Source organism: Bradyrhizobium jicamae (genome assembly GCF_018130695.1).
Taxonomy (GTDB): domain Bacteria; phylum Pseudomonadota; class Alphaproteobacteria; order Rhizobiales; family Xanthobacteraceae; genus Bradyrhizobium; species Bradyrhizobium jicamae_B.
The window spans coordinates 78,495-99,740 of sequence record NZ_JAFCJX010000033.1 but is presented as its reverse complement, the minus strand read 5'-3'; the positions used below and the strand labels follow the sequence as shown (position 1 = coordinate 99,740).

Below are 21,246 nucleotides of genomic sequence, written 5' to 3'. Positions count from 1 at the left end.
CGGTGGCCGCCGAGCGTGCGACAGGCGTGTGTGCGCAAGGCGGACGGTGAAGTCGTGTGGGCCTGCCGCCCCGATGCTGGTGGCAAGCAAGCGAACAGGCTAACGCCTGTCGCTGACGATGGTGACACAAACGCAGAGTCTCACCAGGGCGAGCACGTATAAGCCGTAAAGCCATCGCGCAGGGAAGGCCGGATGCCTCCGCCGAACCTGTATGCTCGCGTGCGCACTTTCTTGTGCACGATTGCACGCGGGACCGCGGGTGCGGCGTGCACCCGGTCTTCCCTGCGCCCTCGATTTCGAGAGAGGGCGGAACGAGATGGAAAACTCGGGCAAATCATGTCGCGAGAATGCGGACGCATATTTCCATGTCATCCCCGCGAACGCGGGGATCCAGTACGCCGCGGCCCATCGGTTCAAGCACCACCGCCTCTGGAATACTGGGTCGCCCCGACAAGCCGGGCGATGACACCGAAGATGCGCAATTCGCCGCGCCCCACTGACCTCCCGCCCGCTTTGCGCTTCAGGGACTCGCTGATAAAATTCGCCGTGGCAGAGGGATATCGAGGGATGCACGGGGCTATTCGCATCACGGGCTGGATCGCGGCGCTCGCCGCGCTTATGGCAATTGCAGTGGCCACCCCCGCCATCGCCGCCACCGAAAAGCGCATCGCGCTCGTGATCGGCAATTCGGCCTACCAGAACGTCACGAAACTCGACAATCCCCGCAACGACGCAAGCCTGATGGCCGAGACGCTGACGAGCCTCGGCTTCACCCTGATCGGCGGCAAGGCCCAGCTCGATCTCGACAAGCCGGCGATGGACATTGCCGTGCAGATGTTCGGCCGCCAGGTCCAGGGCGCCGACGTCGCGCTGTTCTATTACGCCGGCCACGGCGTGCAGGTCGCCGGCGCCAACTATCTGGTGCCGATCAGCGCCAATGCCACGCGCGAGGCCGACGTCGATTTCCAGATGCTCGACGTCAACCTGGTGCTGCGGCAGATGCAGGGCTCCGGCACGCGGCTCAACATGGTGATCCTCGACGCCTGCCGGAACAACCCGTTCGGCGGCCGGGGTCTGCGCGCGGCCGACGGCGGCCTTGCCCAGATGCGCGCTCCGGAGGGCACGCTGATCTCCTACGCCACCCAGCCCGGCAATGTCGCGCAGGACGGCAGCGACGGCCACAGCCCCTACACCAAGGCGCTGGCCGCAACGATCCGGCTCGCCGGCCTCGACATCTTCCAGACCTTCAACCAGGTCGGGCTTGCGGTGAAGCGCGAGACCGGCGGCGCGCAACAGCCCTGGGTATCCTCCTCGCCGATCGACGGCACCTTCTATTTCGTGCCGCCCGCGGCCGCGCCCGCAGCCCCGCAGGTCGCGGTCGCGCCGCAGCCCGAAGCGGCGCTGCCGAGCACGCTGCGTCCCGATCCCGACCGTATCCCGCTCAAGGACATGGCGCTGCTGCGCGAATTGAGCGACCGCCTCTACGAGCACAATTTCGATCCGGAGCCCGCCGACGGCAAGGGCGGCGGGATCAGGCAGGCGATCGCCAAATTCCAGGAAAAGAGCAACATGACGCCGACCGGAGAGGCAACCGAAGGCGTGCTGACACGGCTGCGCAAGCTCGATGATCTCAAGCCATGGGGTTCGATCGTCTATGGTCCCGAGATCAACAAATGGGGCATCTCGTGGAAGCATTCCTCGCGCCGTGCCGCGGTCGACGATGCCCGCAACAATTGCGGCGGCGCGAAATGCACGATGGAGCTCTCGTTCTACGGCTCGCGCTGCGGGGCCTTCGCCGTGTCGGGAAAATCCTGGTCGCTGGTCCAGCGCGACACGCTCGATCGCGCAAAAAATGCCGCGCTTGACGAGTGCGGCAAGACTGGCAAAGCTTGCCGCATTATCGATGCCGTCTGTGCCGACGGTTTCGGACACTGACGATTTTGAACGCTGATTGAACGTCATGAGATTGGATGTTTCCGACAATGCAGAATTCATTTCCCCGCAAGGCCACGATTGTGCTGTTCACCGCCCTCCTCATGTCCGCAGCCGGCTCGTCTGCCGCGCTGGCGCAGTCCGGCAGCGCCGGCGGCAGCATCGGCAATGACGAGAAATCGCTGTCAGGGTCACGCGACGCGCCGCGCTCGGTCGAGTCCGACCGGCCGGCCCGCCGCAGCAAGCCGGCAGCCGAGGAGCCGCGCCGTGCCTCACGCGGCGGCGGTGGAGGTGGCGGCGGCAGTGTCGACGGCGCATGGGTCGTGACATCGATCGGCTGCGGCGGCACCTCCTCCGGCGCGATCGTGGTCACCAGCGGCCGGATCATCGGCGAAGGCCTCACCGGCACCGTCAGTCCCAGCGGCGCGGCGAGGTCCGTTTTCCAGGCCAACGGCCTGACCTCGATCGGCTCGGGTCGTATCTCCGGCCGCAGCGGCTCGGGAACCTTCCGCCGCTCCGACGGCTGCGGTGGAACCTGGCACGCCGTCAAACAATAGACAGCCACGTTTGGCCACCGGCGTGCCGCAATTGCGGCAGCCCGCGAGCCCCAATTAAGCCCCGAGCGTTCCGGATTTGCGGCGCATTGCGACCCAACTCTTTACCGAGATTGGGACACCAGCGTTTCGCGTAAAAGAATTACCGGGGATGAGTATGTCAAACCGTTCAGCAAAATTCGTGTCGGCGTTAGTCGCCACGATACTGGCAGGGGCCAATTTCACCGCCGTCGCCCAGAACACCACCAACGCCAAGCCCACCGATACAAAGACCGCCGATACGAAGACCGCCGATTCCTGCCTGTCGGGCCCGAAGGGGTCAGCGCCCGCCGGCAGCCATTGGCGCTATCGCGTCGAGCGCGATACCAAGCGGAAGTGCTGGTATCTCGGCGACGAGAAGAAGACCGCGAAGGCCACGCCGGCCAAGCAGGATGCCGCGGCACCCGACACGGTGGCGACAGCAGCCGACGCAGCGCCGGCGCAGGCCGCGCCTCCACAGCCCGCGCCGGCGCCAGCCGCGCCCGCCATGCGTCAGTCGGTGGCGAATGCGCGTGCCGAGTTGACACAGGGCGCGCCGATCGGGACCGTCAACGTCGCGCAAGCCGATCCCTCCGCCGCACCGGCGAATGCGCCCGCCTCAGACGTGTCGGCGCGCTGGCTCGATGCGCAGAGCATGGGCAGCACCAACGGCACAAGGTACGCCGCGACTCAGCCCGCTGGGGCCGCTCCGGCCGAGGCGGCGCCGGCGCCCGAGCCGGCCGCAGCGCCCGCCGCGCCCGCGCCTGCGAGCGTTGCCACGGAGCGTCCGTCCGGCTCAACGCAGATGCTGCTGATCGTGATGGTCGGCGCGCTGGCGCTGGCCGGCCTGGTCGGCGCGCTCGTCTTCAAGCTCACCCGCACCCGCACGCCGCCCTATCAGATCCACGACGAATGGCGCGCGCCCTGGGATTCCATCCACACCGAGCGCGCGCCGACACTGATGCCGCGCGAGGCGATGCAGATGCGGCTCTCCGAGGCGCCGCCCCGCCGCGCCGAACCGCCGATCGCGCGGCAGAGGCTGACGCGTGAGCCGGAGCCTGATAATGCCGAGGCAACGCAGCAGATCAACGCGATGCTGCAGCGGCTGGCGCGCAGCGCGGCGACGTAATTTCAGTGATGGGCGGCAGCTACTTCTCGAGCTGCCGCTGCAGGGCGCGCACGAATTCGGTGAGGCCGGTGCGGCGCTCGCGCTTCAAGCGCTCGGCCTTGAGGATCGACTGCACCTCGGCGAAGGCGTCGTCGACGTTCTGGTTGACGACGATGTAGTCGTACTCCGCCCAGTGGCTGAGCTCGTGGGTGGCCCGGTTCATCCGCCCGCGGATCACCTCCTCGGAATCCTGCGCGCGGGTGTGCAGCCGCTTCTCGAGGTCCGCGGCCGAGGGCGGCAGGATGAAGACGCTGACGACGTCGGCGCGGGCCTTCTCGCGCAGCTGCTGGGTGCCCTGCCAGTCGATGTCGAACAGCACGTCCTGCCCGGCCGACAGCGCCGCCTCGACGGGCGCGCGCGGCGTGCCGTAGCGGTTGTCGAACACGGTGGCCCATTCCAGCAGCTCGCCCTGGCTGACCATGGCCTCGAACTTCGGCTTGTCGACGAAGAAGTAATCGCGGCCGTCGACCTCGCCGGGCCGCATTGCGCGCGTCGTCGCCGACACCGACATCTTCAGCCCGGCCATGCGCTCGATCAGCATCCGCGACAGCGTGGTCTTGCCGGCGCCGGATGGCGACGACAGCACGAACATCAGTCCGCGCCGCTCCACGCCGTCAAATCCCTGCGCCGTCATCTCTCACTCCAGATTCTGGACCTGCTCGCGGAACTGCTCGACGACGTTTTTCATCTCAAGCCCGATATTGGTCAGTTCGATGTCGTTGGATTTCGAGCATGTGGTGTTGACCTCGCGGTTGAACTCCTGCGCCAGGAAGTCCAGCCGCCGGCCGACCGCGCCGCCCTTGCCGAGGATCTCGCGCGCCTGCGTGATGTGCGAGGCGATGCGGTCGAGCTCCTCGCGGATATCCGCCTTGGTCGCGATCAGGATGGCTTCCTGGTTGAGGCGGTCGGCGTCAAAACGATCCGACGTCTCGAGCAGCGCCGCGATCTGCTCGGCGAGCCGGGCGCGGATCGCTTCCGGCTTGCGGCCGGGAGCCGCTTCGGCGCGCCTGGCCAGCCGCTCGATCTCGTCCATGCGCTGCTTCAGGATATCGCCGAGCGCCGCGCCCTCGCGGCGGCGCATCTCGACGAGGCTCGAAAGCGCCTGCTCGAAGGCCATCGCCGCCGCCTCGCGCGCCGCCTTGTCCTCCTCCTCGCTGCTCTCGGGCTCGACCACCTCGATCACGCCCTTGATGCCGAGCAGGCCGTCGATGGATGGCGCCACGGCGTCGATCCGTTGCGCCAGCTCGCCGGCGACCTTCACGACCGCGCCCAACACGTCCTCATTGATGCGGATGGTCTGCGCGGCGTCGGCCCGCTTGACGCTGAGATTGGCGTAGACAGTGCCGCGCGACAGCAGCTCGCCGGCGCGCTTCTTGGCCAGCGCCTCCAGCTCGTCCCAGCCGGGCGGCATGCGCAGGCGCAGGTCAAAGCCCTTGGCGTTGACCGACTTGAGTTCCCACTCGAACGTATAGGGGCCGCTTGCGCCATGGCTTCGGGCAAAGCCGGTCATGCTCGACAGCGCCATCGCGTGAACTTCTCCGGAAAAATTGCAATCAGACTCGCCTGGAGCCCGCGCGACCTTAAAACGGATTCCGTGAAAGTGGAATTACGTTCGGCCGCATGGCAAACCAGCAGTTACCTACTGCTGGACCACCGGCGGCGTCGTGGCCTGCTGGGCCGCGCCCTGACGGCCGCGCGGCGGCTTCTTCTGGTTGGCCGGCGGCTTCGGGGTCGCAGCCGTCGGGTTGGAGTCCGTCGCTGCCGGCGCAGTGCCGGCCGCAGCCGGCGGCGGATCGTCGGCCGGCTCCACGGTGTCGTTCTGAATCTGCTTTTCCATCGTGCGCAGCTTGGCGACGTTCTTGGCGTGCTGGTCGTAGGTTTCGGTGAAGGCGTGGCCACCGCTGCCGTCGGCGACGAAGAACAGGTCGCGGGTGCGCGCCGGATTGGCGGTCGCCTCCAGCGAGGCGCGGCCGGGATTGGCGATCGGTCCCGGCGGCAGGCCCTCGATCACATAGGTGTTGTAGGGCGATGGCTGGGTGATCTCGCTGCGCTTGATCGGACGGCCCAAGGTGCCCTTGCCGCCGACCAGGCCATAGATGATCGTCGGATCGGACTGCAGCTTCATCTTCTGGCGGATGCGGTTGACGAACACGGCCGCGACACGGCTGCGCTCGTCGGCGCGGCCGGTCTCCTTCTCGACGATCGAGGCCAGCGTGATCAATTGCTCCGGCGATTTCAGCGGCGAGTCCGGATTGCGGCGGTCCCAGATCTCCGCGACGATCCGCTTCTGCGCCTGCTGCATGCGCTGGATCACCTGATCGCGCGGCGTGCCGCGCGGGAATTTGTAGGTCTCCGGCAGCAGCGTCCCCTCGCGCGGAATCTCCTTCACCGAGCCGGTGAAGATGTCGTTGTCGGTGAGCCGCGCCACGATCTGCTCGGAGGTCAGGCCTTCCGGAACGGTGACGGCATGCTGCACCACCTTGCCTTCGACGATGGTGGCGATGACGTCGCGCAGGCTGGCATTCTTCTGGAACTGGTATTCGCCGGGCTTGAGATCGGAGCTCGCCTTCAGAGCAAACACGCCGCCGATGAAGACCCAGGGATTGACGTTGATGACGCCCTCACGCGAGAGCACGTCGGCGATGTCGCGCTTGCCGGCGCGCGCGGGAATGTTGACGATCTTGTCTTCCTGCAGCGGCCCCGCCGATTCCAGCGTCTGCCGTCCGTAGTAATACGCAGTGCCGGCACCGATCATCAGGATGATCAGGATGGTGATGATGGCATTGCCGATCACCACGAACGGATTGCGGGCACGCTCCGAACGTTTCGGCGGCGGCGGAACCTGCTCGGGCTCCAACGCGGCACGCGGGCTCCTCGGAGAAATGGGCGGCCTTTCACTCATCGATGCAAACCAAATCTTGCCGGTTCAATCGTGGGCCGGCAAACCCCTGCCCGACCAATAGCATACGCCCGCACTTAGGAGTCACCGCGGAATACGGCAAAACGGTGGAGTGTGAATCCAAACACTCAACTAGTTCGTCACGCGCCGCACGATCACGGACGCATTGGTGCCTCCGAAACCGAACGAGTTCGACAGCGCCACATCGACCTCGCGCTTGCGTGCCGTGTGCGGCACGAGATCGATCGCCGTCTGGACCGACGGATTGTCGAGATTGATAGTCGGCGGGCAGATGTTATCGCGAATCGCGAGAATCGCGAAGATCGCTTCGATCGCGCCGGCCGCACCGAGCAGATGCCCGACCGCCGACTTGGTCGACGACATCGACACTTTCGAAGCCGTGTTGCCGAGCAGCCGCTCGACTGCGCCGAGCTCGATCTCGTCACCGACCAGGGTCGAGGTGCCGTGCGCGTTGATGTAGTCGATGTCGGATGCCGTCAGCCCGGCGCGCTTCAGCGCGGCGCTCATGCTGCGGAAGCCGCCATCGCCATCCGGCGAGGGCGACGTGATGTGATAGGCATCGCCCGACAGGCCGTAGCCGACCACCTCGGCATAGATCTTCGCGCCGCGCTTGACGGCGTGCTCATACTCTTCCAGCACGACCACGCCGGCGCCCTCGCCCATGACGAAACCGTCGCGGTCCTTGTCGTAGGGGCGCGAGGCCTTTTGCGGGGTCTCGTTGAAGCCGGTCGACAGCGCACGCGCCGCGCAGAAGCCGGCCATGCCGATCCGGCAGATCGGCGATTCGGTGCCACCAGCGACCATCACGTCGGCATCGCCGAGCGCGATCAGGCGCGCGCCGTCACCGATCGCATGCGCGCCGGTCGAGCACGCGGTGACGACGGAATGGTTGGGACCTTTGAGACCATGCTCGATCGAGACATAGCCCGACGCCAGATTGATCAGCCGGCCCGGGATGAAGAATGGCGAGACCTTGCGTGGACCGCGCTCCTTCAGGAGGATCGCAGTGTCGGCGATGCCCGAGAGGCCGCCGATGCCGGAGCCGATCAGGGTGCCGGTCGCGCACTTGTCCTCTTCGCTCTCCGGATGCCAGTTGGCATCGTCGAGCGCCTGCTTGGCCGCGCACATCGCGAAGATGATGAAGTCGTCGACCTTGCGCTGGTCCTTCGGCTCCATCCACTGGTCGGCATTGAAGGTGCCGTCGGAGCCATCGCCGCGCGGCACCGGACAGGCGATCTGGCTCGGCAGATCGGACACGTCGAAGGTCTCGATCCTGCGCGCGCCGCTCTGGCCGGCAAGGATGCGCGTCCAGGTTGCGTCGACACCGCAGCCGAGCGGTGTGACCATGCCCAGCCCCGTGACGACAACTCGCCTCATGTCAAAAACTCCGGCCCGGAATGGGCGGTCAATAACAAGAAACCGGGGGACCGCCGAAAAAGCGGTCCGTCCGGCTCCGTCAGCTTAACGCGAAATGCGTCAGCTCTTGGCGTTCTTCTCGAGAAACTTGGTGGCGTCGCCGACGGTCAGAATCGTCTCCGCCGCGTCGTCCGGAATCTCGCAGCCGAACTCTTCTTCGAAAGCCATCACGAGCTCGACGGTGTCGAGACTGTCGGCGCCGAGGTCATCGATGAAACTTGCGCTATCGATCACCTTCTCCGGTTCGACACCGAGGTGTTCGACCACAATCTTCTTAACCCGCTCGCCAATCTCACTCATCGTTCAACCTCGTTGTTCCATTGGTCCCGACCCCAAGACGATACGAGCCATCGTGGTCGTCCAGATTACTCAATCGCGCACAGTCCGGAATCAGGCAGATATCTTGATTCGACCTGGTAGCTTGATTCGGCCCGGTCGTAGCCGACTAAGTCCCCGGCGAACGGCAGGCGTCGCCACGCCAATATACAGGGTTTCAAAATCCTGCAATGGCGTTCTTTGCCCATCCGCGGGGGGTTCAGCTATCATACTTCCCAAGCCTTGACTACACGCCTGCCCCGGCTGCCGGAAACGGCCTTTCGCCGCATTGCGAGAGCCGGTAAGGCGCTCAAAACATGGCCATTCCGCCGTTGACGTGAATCGTCTGCCCGGTCACGTAGCCGGCCTCGTTGGAGGCTAGATAGACCGCAGCCGCAGCGATGTCCTCGGGCGTTCCGAGCCGCGCCGCAGGAACCTTGGTCAGGATGGTCTCGCGCTGCTTGTCGTTGAGCGCGTCCGTCATCGGCGTCTTGATGAAACCCGGCGCGATGCAGTTGGCGGTGACGCCGCGTTTCGCATATTCGGCACCCAGCGTCTTGATCAGGCCGATGATGCCGGCCTTCGATGCGGTGTAGTTGCCCTGGCCGGGGTTGCCGGTGACGCCGACGATCGAGGTGATCGCAATGATGCGGCCGAAGCGCTTACGCATCATCAGCTTGGTGGCGGCGCGCGCGAGGCGGAACGTCGCAGTCAGATTGACCGCGATGACGTCGTCCCAATCCTCGTCGCGCAGCTGCACGAACAGATTGTCGCGGGTGATGCCGGCATTGGCGACGAGAATGTCGACCTGCCCCATCGCGGCTTCCACCGCGGGCACCAGCGCCTCGACGTCGTCCTTGCTGGAAAGGTTGCACGGCAGCACGTGAACGCGCTCGCCGAGCTTGGCGGCGAAAGCATCAAGCACCTCACGCCGCGTGCCGGAGATCGCAACGGTCGCGCCCTGCGCATGCAGCGCCTGCGCAATCGCGCCGCCGATGCCACCGGTCGCGCCGGTGACGAGCGCGGTCTTGCCTGTCAAATCGAACATCGAAAATTCTCCTTACCCGGCGGCTTACTTCGAAGCCGCCAACGCGTCCTTGGCCGCGGCAATGTCATTCGGACCACCGACGGACACGCCGACCGCACCGTCCGCGATACGCTTGACGAGGCCGCTCAGCACCTTGCCGGCGCCGATCTCGAGAAATCGCGTCACGCCCTGGCCGGCCATGTAGGCCACCGACTCGCGCCAACGCACGGTGCCCGTGACCTGTTCGACCAGGCGGCGACGGATCTCGTCGGGATCGCTGATGGCGGATGCCAGCACGTTGCAGACCAGCGGCGCGGCCGGCGCCTTGATCGTGACGTCGGCAAGCGCCTTGGCCATCGCGTCGGCAGCCGGCTGCATCAGCTTGCAATGGAAGGGTGCGGAGACCGGCAGCAGCATCGCGCGCTTGGCGCCCTTGGTCTTGGCGATCTCGACGGCACGATCGACCGCCGCCTTGTCGCCGGAGACCACGACCTGTCCCCCGCCATTGTCGTTGGCGGCTTGGCAGACCTGGCCCTGGGCGGCTTCCTGCGCGACCGCGACAGCGGCCTCATAGTCGAGGCCGAGCAGCGCAGCCATCGCGCCGGCGCCGACCGGCACGGCCTTCTGCATCGCGAGCCCACGGGTGCGCAGCAGGCGCGCGGTGTCGCTGACGGTCAGGCTGCCCGCGGCGGCCAGCGCCGAATATTCGCCGAGCGAGTGACCGGCGACGAAGGCGGCATCGCGGCCGACGGAGAAACCGGCTTCGGTCTCGAGCACACGCAGCGTCGCGATCGACACCGCCATCAAGGCCGGCTGGGCGTTCTCGGTGAGCTGCAGCGTCTCGGCCGGGCCGCCCCAGATGATCGCGGTCAGCTTCTCGCCGAGCGCGGCGTCGACCTCGTCGAAAACCGCCTTGGCGGCGGGAAAGGCCTCGGCCAGGGCCTTGCCCATACCAACCGCCTGCGAGCCCTGCCCGGGAAACGTGAATGCTGCCGTCATCGGCGCTCCCTACCTTGTTCAGCCTAACTTTGCGGGAAATTGGTGTCCGCGTCGCGCAAAAAGCGCCTCGGCGGGTCCGGGCTATGCCGTGGACCGGGCCGTAAGACACCGTCTGAGGCCGCAATGTCAAGCTGTGCGAGGGAACCCTGGGGATGCCGGGCGGCCGCTGAGGCTAGAATCCGCCCGCATTCTGGTCGGCGTTGACCTCGGCACCGGACCGGGCACGGCGCGCGCTGTTGACCAGTTGCCCCGGCCGATCCTCCCGGTTGGGCTTGGCGGTCGCAAGGCGCAACACGGCGGCGTAACCCGGCTGCACCTCCATGCGCTCGGCATGCCGGCTGGCGCTGAGGATGCGGTGGACGCGCGGCAGGTTGTAGCAGGGCACGTAGAACAGCAGATGATGCTCGAGGTGGTAGTTGACGTAGTAGGGCGCGATGAACAGACGCTCGAGGACGTTCGCGTGCGTGGTGCGGGTGTTGCGCAGGGGATCGGCGCTGTCGGGCACCACGGCGTGCTCGGCGATGTTGCGGATGCGGGTGATCACCATCATCCAGGTGAGCAGCGGCACCAGCCACAGCAACGGATAGGCCCACCACACGCCGGCCGCAGCCAACCCCGCAAACAGCACGGCGTTGGTCACGCATTGCGGACCGAGCTTCTCCCAGAAATGCGCCGCGCGGCGTGCGAGTGGCCACTCCTTCGGTCCGAGCGCATTGAGCAATTGCGCCTTGCGCTGCTGGTATCCGGTCTGCCCGGTGATGTCGCGGAAGAATTTTCGGCGATAGCTGAGCTTGGTGATGGGGAACGGCGCCGACAGCACGAGATCGGGATCATCCTCCTGCTGCGTGCGCGCGTGATGCTGCAAATGATAGCGGCGATAGCCGCGGGTCTCGGCGAAAATCGGATAGGCGCAGAACCACTGGCTCAGCGTTAGATTGGTTTTCTCATCAGCCGACAGGCAACCATGCGCGCCATCATGCATCAGGATCGCAAGCCCAAGCTGGCGCGAGCCGATGATGGCCACCGCCAACAGATAGGTCAGCGGATTCGGCCACCACGCGACCAGCGCGATCGCACCCAGGATCAGCGCCCAGGCATGCACGATCAGCGCGACGCCCTTCCATGTGACGCGTTCGCGGACGGCAACCAGTTCATCCTCGGTCAGGAAATCACGGGCACGCATGCGCAGCGCGGTCATGAGTTGGTCTCCCCGTCCGTTTCGGTGGTGTTTGCGCGCTCGCCGACGAGGCGAAGCCGCGCATTGTCCGTTGTCGATGTCGCCTGCTCGCCGAGCGCGCGCAGCAACTCGCTGCACATCTCATCGGCCGCACGGCCCATCGCGTAACCTTCGACGATCACACCGATCGCAACCGCCCAGAATCTGCGCGAGCTCTCCTCCGGCGCACGCAGCGAACGCCAGCCGTGCCGCTCGACCTGTCCGGCATAGGCGCGCGCGCCCTCGCTGTGCAGCCGCTCGATGGTGCGCTCGACCAGCGGCGCCAGATCCGGCCGCCTTCGTGTCAGCGTCAGCGCTTCGGCGAAAAAGGCCACCGAATCCGTCGCCGTCACTGTCTCAGCGAGCGCATGCGTGTAATCGCGTGGCGTGCAGGCGGTCAGCGCCGCCTGCTCGGTGGCGCGCGCCAGATACAGCATGTCGCGGCAGGCGGTCTCGACGAACAGCGCTTCCTTGGTGCGGAAGTAATAGGTGATCTGGCTCGGAAAGGCGTCGGCGGCCGCCGCGATGTCGGAGATCGAGGTGCCGGACAGCCCCCGCTCCCGGAACAGCCGGCTCGCGGCGTCCAGCAGCAGCGAGCGCATCTTGCGCCCGGCGGAGCGGGTCGCGCGCACCGCGTGCTTGGGGTCGGTCGCAGCCGGTTCGGACACGGATTCGGGTGCCATGATCGTCTCCTGAATTACTTGTATGTCATACAAACAAATAAATCAACCGGGAAAATGCACCCTTGACCGGGCCAGCCTCCTGGCGCCGGGTGCCGCCGGCCAGCATGAGCCTCCTGCGCCAAATCGCGCCCACAACCCTTGCCATCCCGGCCAAAATCCTTATAAGGCCCTTCATCCGTGGGTCCCGGCCGGGAGCTGAACGGACGGTCTCAGCGAATTCACTTGTTGATTTGATGTGGCAGGGCCGGTCGGCCCGTCGTCCCGTGCTTCCGCCTTCTGAGCAACATCGAGTCCTTTCCGAAGGTCTCGAAGGGCTTGTCGCCGGGGACCGCGCCAACACAAGGAAAGGACACCCATGCCTCTTTACGAGCATGTTTTCCTCGCGCGTCAGGACGCGAGCACCCAGCAGGTGGAAGAGCTGACGACCCAGATGACGGGAATCGTCGAGCAAGGCGGCGGCAAGGTCACCAAGACCGAGAATTGGGGCGTGCGCTCCCTCACCTACCGCATGAACAAGAACCGCAAGGCGCATTTCGTGCTGATGAACATCGACGCTCCGTCGGCTGTCGTCACCGAGATCGAGCGCCAGGAGCGGATCAGCGAAGACGTCATCCGTTACCTCACCGTGCGCGTCGAAGAGCACGAGGAAGGCCCGTCGGCGATGATGCGCAAGGCCGACCGTGATCGCGAGCGCGATGACCGCGGCGGTGGTTTCCGTGGTGACCGCGAAGGCGGCTTCCGTGGCGATCGTGAAGGTGGTTTCCGTGGCGACCGCGAAGGCGGTGGCTTCCGTGGCGACCGTGGCCCGCGCCGTCCGCGCGATGAAGACGCAGCGACCGAGGAGTAAAGAATCATGGCTGAAGCTGGCGCCCGCCGTCCGTTTTTCCGTCGCCGCAAGTCCTGCCCGTTCACGGGCGCGAATGCGCCGAAGATCGACTACAAGGATTCCAAGCTGTTGATGCGTTACGTCTCCGAGCGCGGCAAGATCGTGCCGAGCCGCATCACGGCCGTGTCCGCCAAGAAGCAGCGTGAACTCGCCCGCGCCATCAAGCGCTCGCGTTTCCTCGGCCTCTTGCCCTACGTCATTCGCTAAGCCTGTTTCGATCGGCGACGTCCGCGCCGCCGATCGCCATTTGTCATAAGGCTTCCGGGTCGTCCGGTCGCCGATGGTTGGGGTTCCAAGCGAACCTCTAACCGCTCGAAGGGGGCGGGACAGCTGATGATCGCAATTCTCATCATTGCCATTGCCGGCGGCGCTGCGTCGGCCCTGATGTTCGCCTCGATCATATCGGGCGCGCTGATCTCGCTTTTGCTGTTCTATCTCGCGCCGCTGCCCTTGATGGTGACGGCGCTCGGCTGGGGACCGCTTGCCGCGGCCATCGGCGGCGTCGCCGCCGCATCGACGCTCGGCGCAATCTTCGGTATCCCCTACGCCATCGCCTTCGCCGTCATGGTTGCCCTGCCCGGCTGGTGGCTTGGCCATCTCGCGCTGCTCGGACGTCCCGTTGCTGCCGCCGATCAGGGCGCCGCGCCTGATATCGAATGGTATCCGGTCGGCCGCATCATGCTCTGGATCGCGGCGTTCGCCGTTCTCACGACGGTCGGTGCGCTGCTCACGCTCGGCACCGACGCCGACACCATCTCCGCCACATTGCGCCGCGGCCTGCTCAAGGTGCTCAGTCCGCGCGACGGCAGCATCGCCAGCGGCGAGGTCGAGCGGCTCGTCGACGCGCTGGTCATCATCGCCCCGGTCGCTGCCACCATCGTGGCGATGCTGACGCTGACGCTGAACCTCTGGCTCGCCGGCAAGGTGACGCAGACCTCGGGCCGCCTGCACCGGCCCTGGCCGGATCTGCGCAGCACCATGCTGCCGCCGATGACGCTCGCCGCGTTGTCGGCCGCAATCGGCCTCAGCTTCGTCGGCGGACTGTTTGCGATGCTGGCGCAGATCGTCGCGACCGCGCTGATGATCGCCTATGCGCTGATCGGCTTCGCCGTGCTGCACACGGTGACGCTGTCGTTCAACGGCCGCGCCTTCTGGCTCGCGGCGACCTACGCGATCACGGTGCTCTTCACCTGGCCGATCGTCGCGCTGATCGTGCTCGGCATCGCCGATGCCGTGTTCGGCCTTCGCCAGCGCTATCTGCGCAGCCGGCCGCCGCCGCTGCCTGTTGCCTGAAGTTTCTAACAATCCACTCAAATCGAAATACTGCACACTCAAAGGAGACCGAAAATGGAAGTCATTCTGCTGGAACGCGTGGCCAAGCTCGGCCAGATGGGCGAAGTCGTCAAAGTGAAGGACGGCTTTGCGCGCAACTTTCTGCTCAAGCGCGGCAAGGCGCTGCGCGCCACCGACGCAAACCGCGCCAAGTATGACGGCATGAAGGCCGAGCTCGAGGCCAACAACATCAAGGCCAAGGGCGAAGCCGCCAAGGTCGCCGAGAAGATCGACGGCCGCGAGATCATCATCATCCGCCAGGCCTCCGAATCCGGCCAGCTGTTCGGCTCCGTCTCGGTGCGCGACATCGTCGTGGCGCTGGCCGCCGACGGCATCACCGTGGCGCGCCCGCAGGTCTGGCTGGACTCGCCGATCAAGGCGATCGGCCAGCAGAAGATCACCATCGCCGTGCATCCCGAGGTCGAAACCTCCGTCAGCGTGATCGTCGCCCGCAGCGCCGACGAAGCCGAGCGCATCAAGCGCGGCGAGGACATCTCGACCCGCCAGGAAGACCAGGACGCCGCCGCCGAGGCGCTCGCCGCTGCCGGCGAGTTCTTCGATCCGGAAGCCCAGCACGACGACGAGCAGCCGGCGCCGGCTGCGGAAGAGAAGTAAGCTTCTTTCTCCATCGTTCACACAACGACAAAGCCCGGCCGATCAGGCCGGGCTTTGCATTTTGGCCGCCGCCTTTTCATCGAGCATCGCAATCGACGCCAGCGCAGTCGCCGTGTGCTTCTCCGCGCCATCGGTGACGCAGAACACATCGGCCGCGACGACCGCGACTTGCCGCCCCGGCTTGATCACCCGCGCACGGCAGATCAGGCGATCGCCTGACGCCGGCGACAGCAAATTCAGTTTGTACTCCGCCGTCAGCGCAGGCTGGCCGCGCGAGGTCGCGGCCGCGATCGTCGTGGCATTGTCGACGAGGAACGCCGTGACGCCGCCGTGAAACAGGCCGTGCTGCTGCAGCAGCTCCGGCCTGCGATCGACCGCGAGCGTGCAGGTCCCGCGCGAAAGCTCGGATAGCTCGGCGCCGACCAGCCCCATGAATCCCTGGCGGCCGACATTGTCGCGAATCCGCGTTGCGATCGGCGCAAATTCCGGATCAGCCTGCTCGGTCATGATACTGCTCCCGTCTGTTGCGACGCGCCCGGCGCTACCACCGCGCGGATCGCGCATGCAATCAGCGTCTCGATCTGTTCGCGCGGATCACTGCGGTCGCGACCCGACAGATAGGCGCGGCAAAAGATCTGCGCGGGGCCGATGATCTGGCTGAAGAACAGCACCGCGCTCATCGGCAGCAGTTCGCCGCGCGCGAGCAGTGGTGCGCGCCAGCGCTCGATGCCCTCGGCCAATTTTGAATTCTCGGAGCGCTGCGCGCCGCGCACCTCCTCGCTCCATTCGCTGCGCGAGATCTCGAACAGAAAGCGCGCCTCGCGTCTGTTGTTCACAACCCAGTCGAGATGCGCGCCGATCAGCCGCGCCACGCCCTCGCGCGCGCCGCAGTTGGCATCGACCGAGGTGATGATGACAGCGTGATAGCTTTGCAGGATGTCGAGGAAGAGCGTGCCGGCGAGTGCTTTCTTCGAGGCGAAAAAGTGGAAAAAGCTGCCGTTGGAGGCGCGCGCCCGGGTGCGGATGGCAGCGACCGTCGCGCCCTCGAAGCCGTCGCGGTCGAACACGGCCAATCCCGCTGCCAGCAGATCTTCTCGCGCCGTGGTCACCCTGCTCGTCTCCTCTGGATCATTACTCTAGAGTTTTACTCTAGCGATAGTCAAACGTTTACGGCCACTCGGATGGGTTCTTCATGGAGTTACTTGGAGGCCGGAGCTTCCGGCGATCCGGCGGGCGCGCCGAAAGGTACTGCCGGGGCCAGCGGTGCAGCCGCCGTCGTCGGGAGCGGGGTTGCGGGCAGCGGTACGGCGACACCCGTGTTAGAGGGCGGCGCGGGCGGGCTGGCCGGGGCTGCGGGCGCCGCAGCGGCCGGTGACGGCGATGCAGCCGGAGCGGCGGCGGCCGGCGGTGCTGGCGTGACAGGGGGCACCGGATCGGGGCGCAGCGGCGTCGATTCGCTGCCGCCGGTCGCCTTCGGCGCGTCGACCTTGGCGGTGGTGTCGGGCTTGTCCTCGGCAGGCTTGACGTCAGCAGGCTTGACGTCAGCAGGCTTGACGTCAGCGGGCTTGGCGTCCGCGGGCTTGCCCGCGGCCTTGTCGCCCTCGCCCTCAGGCTTGGACGCGGAATCGGTCTTGGCGGTCTGGCTCTTCGGCTCGTCCTTCGCCGGCTCCCTCTTGGCAGCATCGTCCGGCTTGCCCGGCTCCTCGACGGGCTTGCCGTGCCGACCGAGCTTGTGCTTCCGATCTGGCTTGCCTTCGGCCGCCGGCACCTGTCCCTCGGGCTCGCTCGGGCGCGCCACACGCCTGCCCTTCTGGCCGGGATGACCCTCGCCTTGCGGCGCCATGCCGTCCGCGTCAGGACGCGCGGCTTCCTGCCCACCCTGCTGATGCTGGCGGCGGCCAGTGCGCTCCTGCTGCTGCTCCGGTCCGGACTGACGCGCTTCCTGCCTGGCGTCCCTCGCGCCCTCTTTGGCCCCCTCCTTGGCTCCCTTGGGCTGATCCTTGGCCTGATAGCGCGGATCGTTCGCACCGTTGGACACGAGATAGCCGGCGAGGATCGAGGCCATGTCACTGGAGGTGGTGTAGTGCTGACGCAGGAAGCTCGGCAGCGACGAGGCACCGACGGTCTTCATCAGGCCGCGCGGGCTCTTGTGGCAGGCGCTGCAGGTGCCCGCGAAAATCTGCGACGGGCTCTTGCCGGCCTCGAGGTTGGTTACCTGCGCGTGCGCCGATTGGGCTGAAAAGCAGCCAATCAGAAACGTCACCGTCGCTAGAGAGAGCGCTCGGCTCAACATGCCCTGTGATCTCCAGATCCGGAAAAATCGCCGCCCGGATCGTGCGACCCGGCCGCGGCGGGCACCTTTTAGCCGATTATCGTTCGAATGGAAGCGCATCTATGCCGCATCCACGTGATTGTCATGTTTTGGAATATCGGCTTTGACTCCAGCGCAATAGCGCAGCGGTGAGTGCCTGCTTAACTTCATCTTGAGCTTCATTGGAACAATCGTTTCGGTGAAACGTCGGTGTAACGGGTCGGGCATTCGGTTGGTGCCGCCATGGACCGCTTGTTGCGGTATTTCCTCGGGCAATTCATTCGCCGCGGTTCGATCACTTTCACGACCGCGAGCGGGATGAAGTTCACCTGCGGCGACCGCAGCGGCCCACCGATCGCGGCGCGGTTCACAACTGCGAGAGCCGAACGGCAGATCCTGCTCAATCCGGAGCTTCATCTCGGCGAAGCCTACATGGATGGCAGCTTCGTGATGGAGCAAGGCTCGATCGCGGATGCGCTGGCGATCTTCATGGGCCAGCCGGACATGGTGCCACGATGGGCGCGCGTCCAATGGTGGCTGCGCTATCTCGGCCGACGGGCACGGCAACTCAATCTGCGCAGCCGCTCCCGCGACAATGTCGCCCACCACTACGATCTCGACCGGCGGCTCTACTCGCTCTTCCTCGACGCCGACAAGCAATACAGCTGCGCCTATTTCACATCGCCGGACATGACGCTCGACGATGCGCAGCTTGCCAAGAAACGACACCTCGCCGCAAAGCTGCTCCTCAAGCGGGGCGACCGCGTGCTCGACATCGGCTCCGGCTGGGGCGGCCTCGGCCTCTATCTTGCTGACATGACCGGCGCCGATGTCACCGGCGTGACGCTGTCGACCGAGCAGCTGCAAATCTCGAACGCACGTGCAGCCGAGCAGCACCTGGAGCGGGCGGCGCGCTTCCTGCTCAGGGACTATCGCGACATCCCCGGTCCGTTCGACCGCATCGTCTCGGTCGGCATGTTCGAGCATGTCGGCGTCGCCTTCTACGAAACCTTCTTCAGGCGCTGTGCCGAGTTGCTCAGCGACGACGGTGTGATGGTGCTGCACACGATCGGGCGTTCGACGGGCCCTGACGTCACCAGCCCCTGGATCACCAGATACATCTTCCCCGGCGGCTACATTCCCGCACTGTCTGAAATCATGCCGGCGATCGAGAAGGCCGGCCTGCTGGTCTGCGACATGGAGATCCTGCGGCTGCATTACGCCGAGACGCTGAAGGCCTGGCGCGAGCGCTTCATGGCGCGGCGCGAGGAAGCAGTCCGTCTCTATGACGAGCGCTTTGCGCGGATGTGGGAATTTTACCTGGCAGCCTCGGAAATGTCGTTCCGGCAGCAGAACATGATGAACGTTCAGCTCCAGCTCACCAAGCGGCAGGGCGTCGTGCCGATCACCCGCGATTACATCGTGCGTGAGGAGACGCGGCTGCGAGCCCGCGAACGCAAGACACGGCCGCGGCTGCAACTGGCCGGCGAGTAGCAAGCAAATCCGAGGAGGATTCAGTTCCGCAGGCTGTAGGCGGAACCGTAATAGGTCGGCGCTGAGGCGGGGCGAGCCAAATGGGCTGATACGGCGGCGATCAGGGTGGGCTCGAAGGGCCGGCTGCGGACGTCCGAACGGGCCGCCTCCTCCATGGCATCGACTAGCGCCGCCAGCCATCGCCGGTCGCCGCCCTTCAATGCCCACTCCCTCGCTGGGGATGTCTGGAGTTGCTGAGCCATCGTCCTGTCTTGTCGGTACAACGCGCCGTCCGCCTGAACGTTCCCGCCACCATGCCGCAAAGAAACTGCGGTAGATGTGATCTGCTTCACAAAGGTCCGTCGCAGTCTGGCGTAGATCACCGCCATGGCCCCGAAGACCTACCAATCGATGTTCGACCCGCAACGCGATATCGCGACCGACTACGCCTTGATTGCTACGGGCGTGGCCGCCGCCTTGATTGCGCTGGTGTTTCTCATCCTGCTTTGAGAAACCCTGGCGAACACCAATCTCGTCCTTGGATGGGTCGCATGGCCCGCCAAAAGGTTCAGGCCGTCTCAAAGATTTCCTAACCATCTTGAGCGTAGGCCGCACCGGCGCGCGCGCCCTGCCCGATTCCCGATGAAACCCGTCAAGGGGATTGCTGGGCTGCGCGCGACGATTCACACAGCGTGTTGTGGGAATCGTGCATAAGGCACATCTGTGCTTTCGCTTCGCGGAGCGCTGGCGCTTTATCGCCGCCCCGTATCCGACGATCCCAGTCCCGACGAAATTTGAAGAATAAGCTTGTCCATGGCCTTGGTTGATTCGAACGTCCACCAGCTTGCGCCCGATGCGGGAACCCCCGCCTATCGGAGCGCGCCGCACAATATCGAAGCGGAACAGGGCCTTCTGGGCGCAATCCTGGTCAACAACGACGCCTTCTATCGGGTCTCCGACTTCCTGGAGCCGAAGCATTTCTTCGAGCCGCTGCACCAGACGATCTTTGAGACCGCGGCCTCGCTGATCCGGATGGGCAAGATCGCCAATCCGGTGACGCTGAAGACCTTCCTGCCTGCCGATACCGACATCGGCGGCATGACGGTCGCTCAATACCTGGCGCGCCTCGCCGCCGAAGCGACCACCATCATCAACGCCCAGGACTACGGCCGTACCGTCTACGACCTCAGCCTGCGCCGCAACCTGATCCAGATCGGCGAGGAGATCGTCAACGTCGCCTATGACGCGCCGGTCGACTTCGCGCCGCGCGCGCAGATCGAGGACGCCGAGCGGCAGCTCTACTCGCTGGCCGAGACCGGCCGCTACGACGGCGGCTTCCAGAAATTCTCGCAGGCGCTGACGATCGCGGTCGACATGGCCGCCAAGGCGTTCCAGCGCGACGGAAAACTGTCGGGCATCTCGACCGGCCTGCGCGACCTCGACGCCCGCATGGGCGGCCTGCAGCCGTCGGACCTGATCGTGCTCGCCGGCCGTCCCGGCATGGGCAAGACCTCGCTCGCCACCAACATCGCCTACAACATCGCCAAGGCCTATGTCGGCGAGGTGCAGGCGGACGGCACCACCAAGGCCATCAACGGCGGCTGCGTCGGCTTCTTCTCCTGCGAAATGAGCGGCGAGCAGCTCGCCACCCGTATTCTCGCCGAACGCACCGGCATCCCCTCGAGCCATATCCGCCGCGGCGGCATCTCCGAACTCGACTTCGAGAAGATCCGCGACTGCTCGATCGAGCTGCAGTCGCTGCCGTTCTATGTCGACGAAACCGGCGGTCTCTCGATCTCGCAGCTCACCGCGCGCGCCCGCCGCCTGAAGCGGCAGAAGGGCCTCGATCTGATCGTGATCGACTACATCCAGCTGCTGCAGGGCTCGGGCAAGAAGGGCAACGACAACCGCGTGCAGGAAATCACCGAGATCACCACCAACCTGAAGGCGCTGGCGAAGGAACTGAACGTGCCCGTCATCGCGCTGTCGCAGCTGTCGCGCCAGGTTGAAAACCGCGACGACAAGCGGCCGCAGCTCTCCGACCTTCGTGAATCCGGCTCGATCGAGCAGGACGCCGACGTCGTGATGTTCGTGTATCGCGAGGAATACTATCTCGCGAACAAGGAACCCCGGCCCGGCACGCCGGAGCATGAGAAGTGGCAGACGGAAATGGGCCTCGCCCATGGCAAGGCCGAAGTCATCATCGGCAAGCAGCGCCACGGCCCGACCGGCACCGTCGAACTGCACTTCGAAGCCAGCGTCACCCGCTTCGGCGACCTCGCGCCCGACGGTCAGGTTCCGGATCGTGGCCACTACTAGAGCCCTGTCCGTTCCGATTGCATCGGAACGGGGCTCTAGATTCTTGTTTTGACGCGTTTTCT

At 65.7% G+C, this 21,246-nt stretch carries 22 protein-coding genes; 10 read left to right on the top strand and 12 right to left on the bottom strand.

Translation table 11 applies throughout. The annotated features are described in order from the left end of the window. The first annotated feature begins 567 nt into the window (after window positions 1-567). The 3 genes from JQ604_RS34670 to JQ604_RS34660 all read left to right on the top strand — a co-directional run bounded on the left by JQ604_RS34670 (window position 568) and on the right by JQ604_RS34660 (window position 3,633). Window positions 568-1,935, top strand: a complete 1,368-nt coding sequence (locus JQ604_RS34670; RefSeq protein ID WP_212365218.1) for a caspase family protein — start codon at window positions 568-570, stop codon at window positions 1,933-1,935. A 47-nt stretch (window positions 1,936-1,982) separates the two neighbouring features. Then, a complete protein-coding gene (locus JQ604_RS34665) occupies window positions 1,983-2,489 on the top strand; it encodes a hypothetical protein (RefSeq protein ID WP_212365217.1) in 507 nt (168 codons plus the stop codon). Between the two features lie 154 nt (window positions 2,490-2,643). Then, window positions 2,644-3,633, top strand: a complete 990-nt coding sequence (locus JQ604_RS34660) for a hypothetical protein (RefSeq protein ID WP_212365216.1) — start codon at window positions 2,644-2,646, stop codon at window positions 3,631-3,633. A 19-nt stretch (window positions 3,634-3,652) separates the two neighbouring features. On the opposite strand, the gene gmk is transcribed toward JQ604_RS34660, so the two are convergent. The 9 genes from gmk to JQ604_RS34615 all read right to left on the bottom strand — a co-directional run bounded on the left by gmk (window position 3,653) and on the right by JQ604_RS34615 (window position 12,248). Next, a complete protein-coding gene (gene gmk / locus JQ604_RS34655) occupies window positions 3,653-4,306 on the bottom strand; it encodes a guanylate kinase (protein WP_212365215.1) in 654 nt (217 codons plus the stop codon). 3 nt (window positions 4,307-4,309) lie between these two features. Beyond that, complete coding sequence (locus JQ604_RS34650) at window positions 4,310-5,197, bottom strand: YicC/YloC family endoribonuclease (protein WP_212365214.1); 888 nt, start codon at window positions 5,195-5,197, stop codon at window positions 4,310-4,312. Between the two features lie 114 nt (window positions 5,198-5,311). Beyond that, complete coding sequence (gene mltG, locus JQ604_RS34645) at window positions 5,312-6,574, bottom strand: endolytic transglycosylase MltG (protein WP_212365213.1); 1,263 nt, start codon at window positions 6,572-6,574, stop codon at window positions 5,312-5,314. Between the two features lie 129 nt (window positions 6,575-6,703). Beyond that, complete coding sequence (gene fabF, locus JQ604_RS34640) at window positions 6,704-7,969, bottom strand: beta-ketoacyl-ACP synthase II (protein ID WP_212365212.1); 1,266 nt, start codon at window positions 7,967-7,969, stop codon at window positions 6,704-6,706. Window positions 7,970-8,068: 99 nt separating this feature from the next. Next, the gene (locus JQ604_RS34635) at window positions 8,069-8,308 is read right to left on the bottom strand and encodes an acyl carrier protein (RefSeq protein WP_056294916.1); all 240 of its coding nucleotides are present in this window, start codon (window positions 8,306-8,308) and stop codon (window positions 8,069-8,071) included. 325 nt (window positions 8,309-8,633) lie between these two features. Further along, on the bottom strand, window positions 8,634-9,371 hold the full coding sequence (gene fabG / locus JQ604_RS34630; RefSeq protein ID WP_212365211.1) for a 3-oxoacyl-[acyl-carrier-protein] reductase: 738 nt from the start codon (window positions 9,369-9,371) through the stop codon (window positions 8,634-8,636). Window positions 9,372-9,395: 24 nt separating this feature from the next. Further along, on the bottom strand, window positions 9,396-10,349 hold the full coding sequence (gene fabD, locus JQ604_RS34625) for an ACP S-malonyltransferase (RefSeq protein WP_212365210.1): 954 nt from the start codon (window positions 10,347-10,349) through the stop codon (window positions 9,396-9,398). 172 nt (window positions 10,350-10,521) lie between these two features. Beyond that, window positions 10,522-11,547: a fatty acid desaturase family protein gene (locus tag JQ604_RS34620; protein ID WP_212365209.1), complete on the bottom strand. Its 1,026-nt coding sequence runs from the start codon at window positions 11,545-11,547 to the stop codon at window positions 10,522-10,524. Next, window positions 11,544-12,248, bottom strand: a complete 705-nt coding sequence (locus tag JQ604_RS34615; RefSeq protein WP_212365208.1) for a TetR/AcrR family transcriptional regulator C-terminal domain-containing protein — start codon at window positions 12,246-12,248, stop codon at window positions 11,544-11,546. Before JQ604_RS34615 ends, JQ604_RS34620 begins: the two co-directional genes overlap by 4 nt. Window positions 12,249-12,603: 355 nt before the next feature. Here JQ604_RS34615 and rpsF point away from each other — a divergent pair, with 355 nt between their 5' ends. From rpsF to rplI, 4 genes are all read left to right on the top strand, one after another. After that, window positions 12,604-13,095, top strand: a complete 492-nt coding sequence (gene rpsF, locus JQ604_RS34610; RefSeq protein ID WP_212365207.1) for a 30S ribosomal protein S6 — start codon at window positions 12,604-12,606, stop codon at window positions 13,093-13,095. A gap of 6 nt (window positions 13,096-13,101) precedes the next feature. Next, window positions 13,102-13,341, top strand: a complete 240-nt coding sequence (rpsR, locus tag JQ604_RS34605) for a 30S ribosomal protein S18 (protein WP_044536455.1) — start codon at window positions 13,102-13,104, stop codon at window positions 13,339-13,341. Between the two features lie 126 nt (window positions 13,342-13,467). Then, window positions 13,468-14,427, top strand: a complete 960-nt coding sequence (locus JQ604_RS34600) for a DUF2232 domain-containing protein (RefSeq protein WP_212365206.1) — start codon at window positions 13,468-13,470, stop codon at window positions 14,425-14,427. Between the two features lie 54 nt (window positions 14,428-14,481). Beyond that, on the top strand, window positions 14,482-15,081 hold the full coding sequence (gene rplI / locus JQ604_RS34595; protein WP_212365205.1) for a 50S ribosomal protein L9: 600 nt from the start codon (window positions 14,482-14,484) through the stop codon (window positions 15,079-15,081). A 42-nt stretch (window positions 15,082-15,123) separates the two neighbouring features. Here rplI and JQ604_RS34590 read toward each other — a convergent pair whose 3' ends face one another. From JQ604_RS34590 to JQ604_RS41750, 3 genes are all read right to left on the bottom strand, one after another. Next, a complete protein-coding gene (locus JQ604_RS34590; RefSeq protein WP_212365204.1) occupies window positions 15,124-15,588 on the bottom strand; it encodes a PaaI family thioesterase in 465 nt (154 codons plus the stop codon). Then, window positions 15,585-16,190 carry a TetR/AcrR family transcriptional regulator gene (locus JQ604_RS34585; RefSeq protein WP_212365203.1) on the bottom strand — a complete coding sequence of 202 codons (606 nt, stop codon included), beginning with the start codon at window positions 16,188-16,190 and terminating at the stop codon, window positions 15,585-15,587. Before JQ604_RS34585 ends, JQ604_RS34590 begins: the two co-directional genes overlap by 4 nt. An 89-nt stretch (window positions 16,191-16,279) precedes the next feature. Beyond that, window positions 16,280-17,374 (bottom strand): hypothetical protein, encoded by a 1,095-nt coding sequence (locus JQ604_RS41750; RefSeq protein ID WP_249159095.1) that lies wholly within the window; start codon window positions 17,372-17,374, stop codon window positions 16,280-16,282. 261 nt (window positions 17,375-17,635) lie between these two features. On the opposite strand from JQ604_RS41750, the gene JQ604_RS34575 reads away from it, so the two are divergent. From JQ604_RS34575 to JQ604_RS34570, 3 genes are all read left to right on the top strand, one after another. Continuing rightward, complete coding sequence (locus tag JQ604_RS34575; RefSeq protein WP_212365201.1) at window positions 17,636-18,886, top strand: SAM-dependent methyltransferase; 1,251 nt, start codon at window positions 17,636-17,638, stop codon at window positions 18,884-18,886. Window positions 18,887-19,252: 366 nt separating this feature from the next. Next, complete coding sequence (locus JQ604_RS41935) at window positions 19,253-19,375, top strand: hypothetical protein (RefSeq protein WP_283818047.1); 123 nt, start codon at window positions 19,253-19,255, stop codon at window positions 19,373-19,375. Window positions 19,376-19,678: 303 nt separating this feature from the next. After that, window positions 19,679-21,184, top strand: coding sequence for a replicative DNA helicase (locus JQ604_RS34570; protein ID WP_212365200.1), 1,506 nt, complete (start codon window positions 19,679-19,681; stop codon window positions 21,182-21,184). Window positions 21,185-21,246: the final 62 nt, after the last annotated feature.

Coding starts and splice junctions, on each gene's coding strand:
- JQ604_RS34670 (WP_212365218.1), top strand. CDS start 568: ATGCACGGGGCTATTCGCATCACGGGCTGGATCGCGGCGCTCGCCGCG.
- JQ604_RS34665 (WP_212365217.1), top strand. CDS start 1,983: ATGCAGAATTCATTTCCCCGCAAGGCCACGATTGTGCTGTTCACCGCC.
- JQ604_RS34660 (WP_212365216.1), top strand. CDS start 2,644: ATGTCAAACCGTTCAGCAAAATTCGTGTCGGCGTTAGTCGCCACGATA.
- gmk (WP_212365215.1), bottom strand. CDS start 4,306: ATGACGGCGCAGGGATTTGACGGCGTGGAGCGGCGCGGACTGATGTTC.
- JQ604_RS34650 (WP_212365214.1), bottom strand. CDS start 5,197: ATGGCGCTGTCGAGCATGACCGGCTTTGCCCGAAGCCATGGCGCAAGC.
- mltG (WP_212365213.1), bottom strand. CDS start 6,574: ATGAGTGAAAGGCCGCCCATTTCTCCGAGGAGCCCGCGTGCCGCGTTG.
- fabF (WP_212365212.1), bottom strand. CDS start 7,969: ATGAGGCGAGTTGTCGTCACGGGGCTGGGCATGGTCACACCGCTCGGC.
- JQ604_RS34635 (WP_056294916.1), bottom strand. CDS start 8,308: ATGAGTGAGATTGGCGAGCGGGTTAAGAAGATTGTGGTCGAACACCTC.
- fabG (WP_212365211.1), bottom strand. CDS start 9,371: ATGTTCGATTTGACAGGCAAGACCGCGCTCGTCACCGGCGCGACCGGT.
- fabD (WP_212365210.1), bottom strand. CDS start 10,349: ATGACGGCAGCATTCACGTTTCCCGGGCAGGGCTCGCAGGCGGTTGGT.
- JQ604_RS34620 (WP_212365209.1), bottom strand. CDS start 11,547: ATGACCGCGCTGCGCATGCGTGCCCGTGATTTCCTGACCGAGGATGAA.
- JQ604_RS34615 (WP_212365208.1), bottom strand. CDS start 12,248: ATGGCACCCGAATCCGTGTCCGAACCGGCTGCGACCGACCCCAAGCAC.
- rpsF (WP_212365207.1), top strand. CDS start 12,604: ATGCCTCTTTACGAGCATGTTTTCCTCGCGCGTCAGGACGCGAGCACC.
- rpsR (WP_044536455.1), top strand. CDS start 13,102: ATGGCTGAAGCTGGCGCCCGCCGTCCGTTTTTCCGTCGCCGCAAGTCC.
- JQ604_RS34600 (WP_212365206.1), top strand. CDS start 13,468: ATGATCGCAATTCTCATCATTGCCATTGCCGGCGGCGCTGCGTCGGCC.
- rplI (WP_212365205.1), top strand. CDS start 14,482: ATGGAAGTCATTCTGCTGGAACGCGTGGCCAAGCTCGGCCAGATGGGC.
- JQ604_RS34590 (WP_212365204.1), bottom strand. CDS start 15,588: ATGACCGAGCAGGCTGATCCGGAATTTGCGCCGATCGCAACGCGGATT.
- JQ604_RS41750 (WP_249159095.1), bottom strand. CDS start 17,374: ATGTTGAGCCGAGCGCTCTCTCTAGCGACGGTGACGTTTCTGATTGGC.
- JQ604_RS34575 (WP_212365201.1), top strand. CDS start 17,636: ATGGACCGCTTGTTGCGGTATTTCCTCGGGCAATTCATTCGCCGCGGT.
- JQ604_RS41935 (WP_283818047.1), top strand. CDS start 19,253: ATGGCCCCGAAGACCTACCAATCGATGTTCGACCCGCAACGCGATATC.
- JQ604_RS34570 (WP_212365200.1), top strand. CDS start 19,679: ATGGCCTTGGTTGATTCGAACGTCCACCAGCTTGCGCCCGATGCGGGA.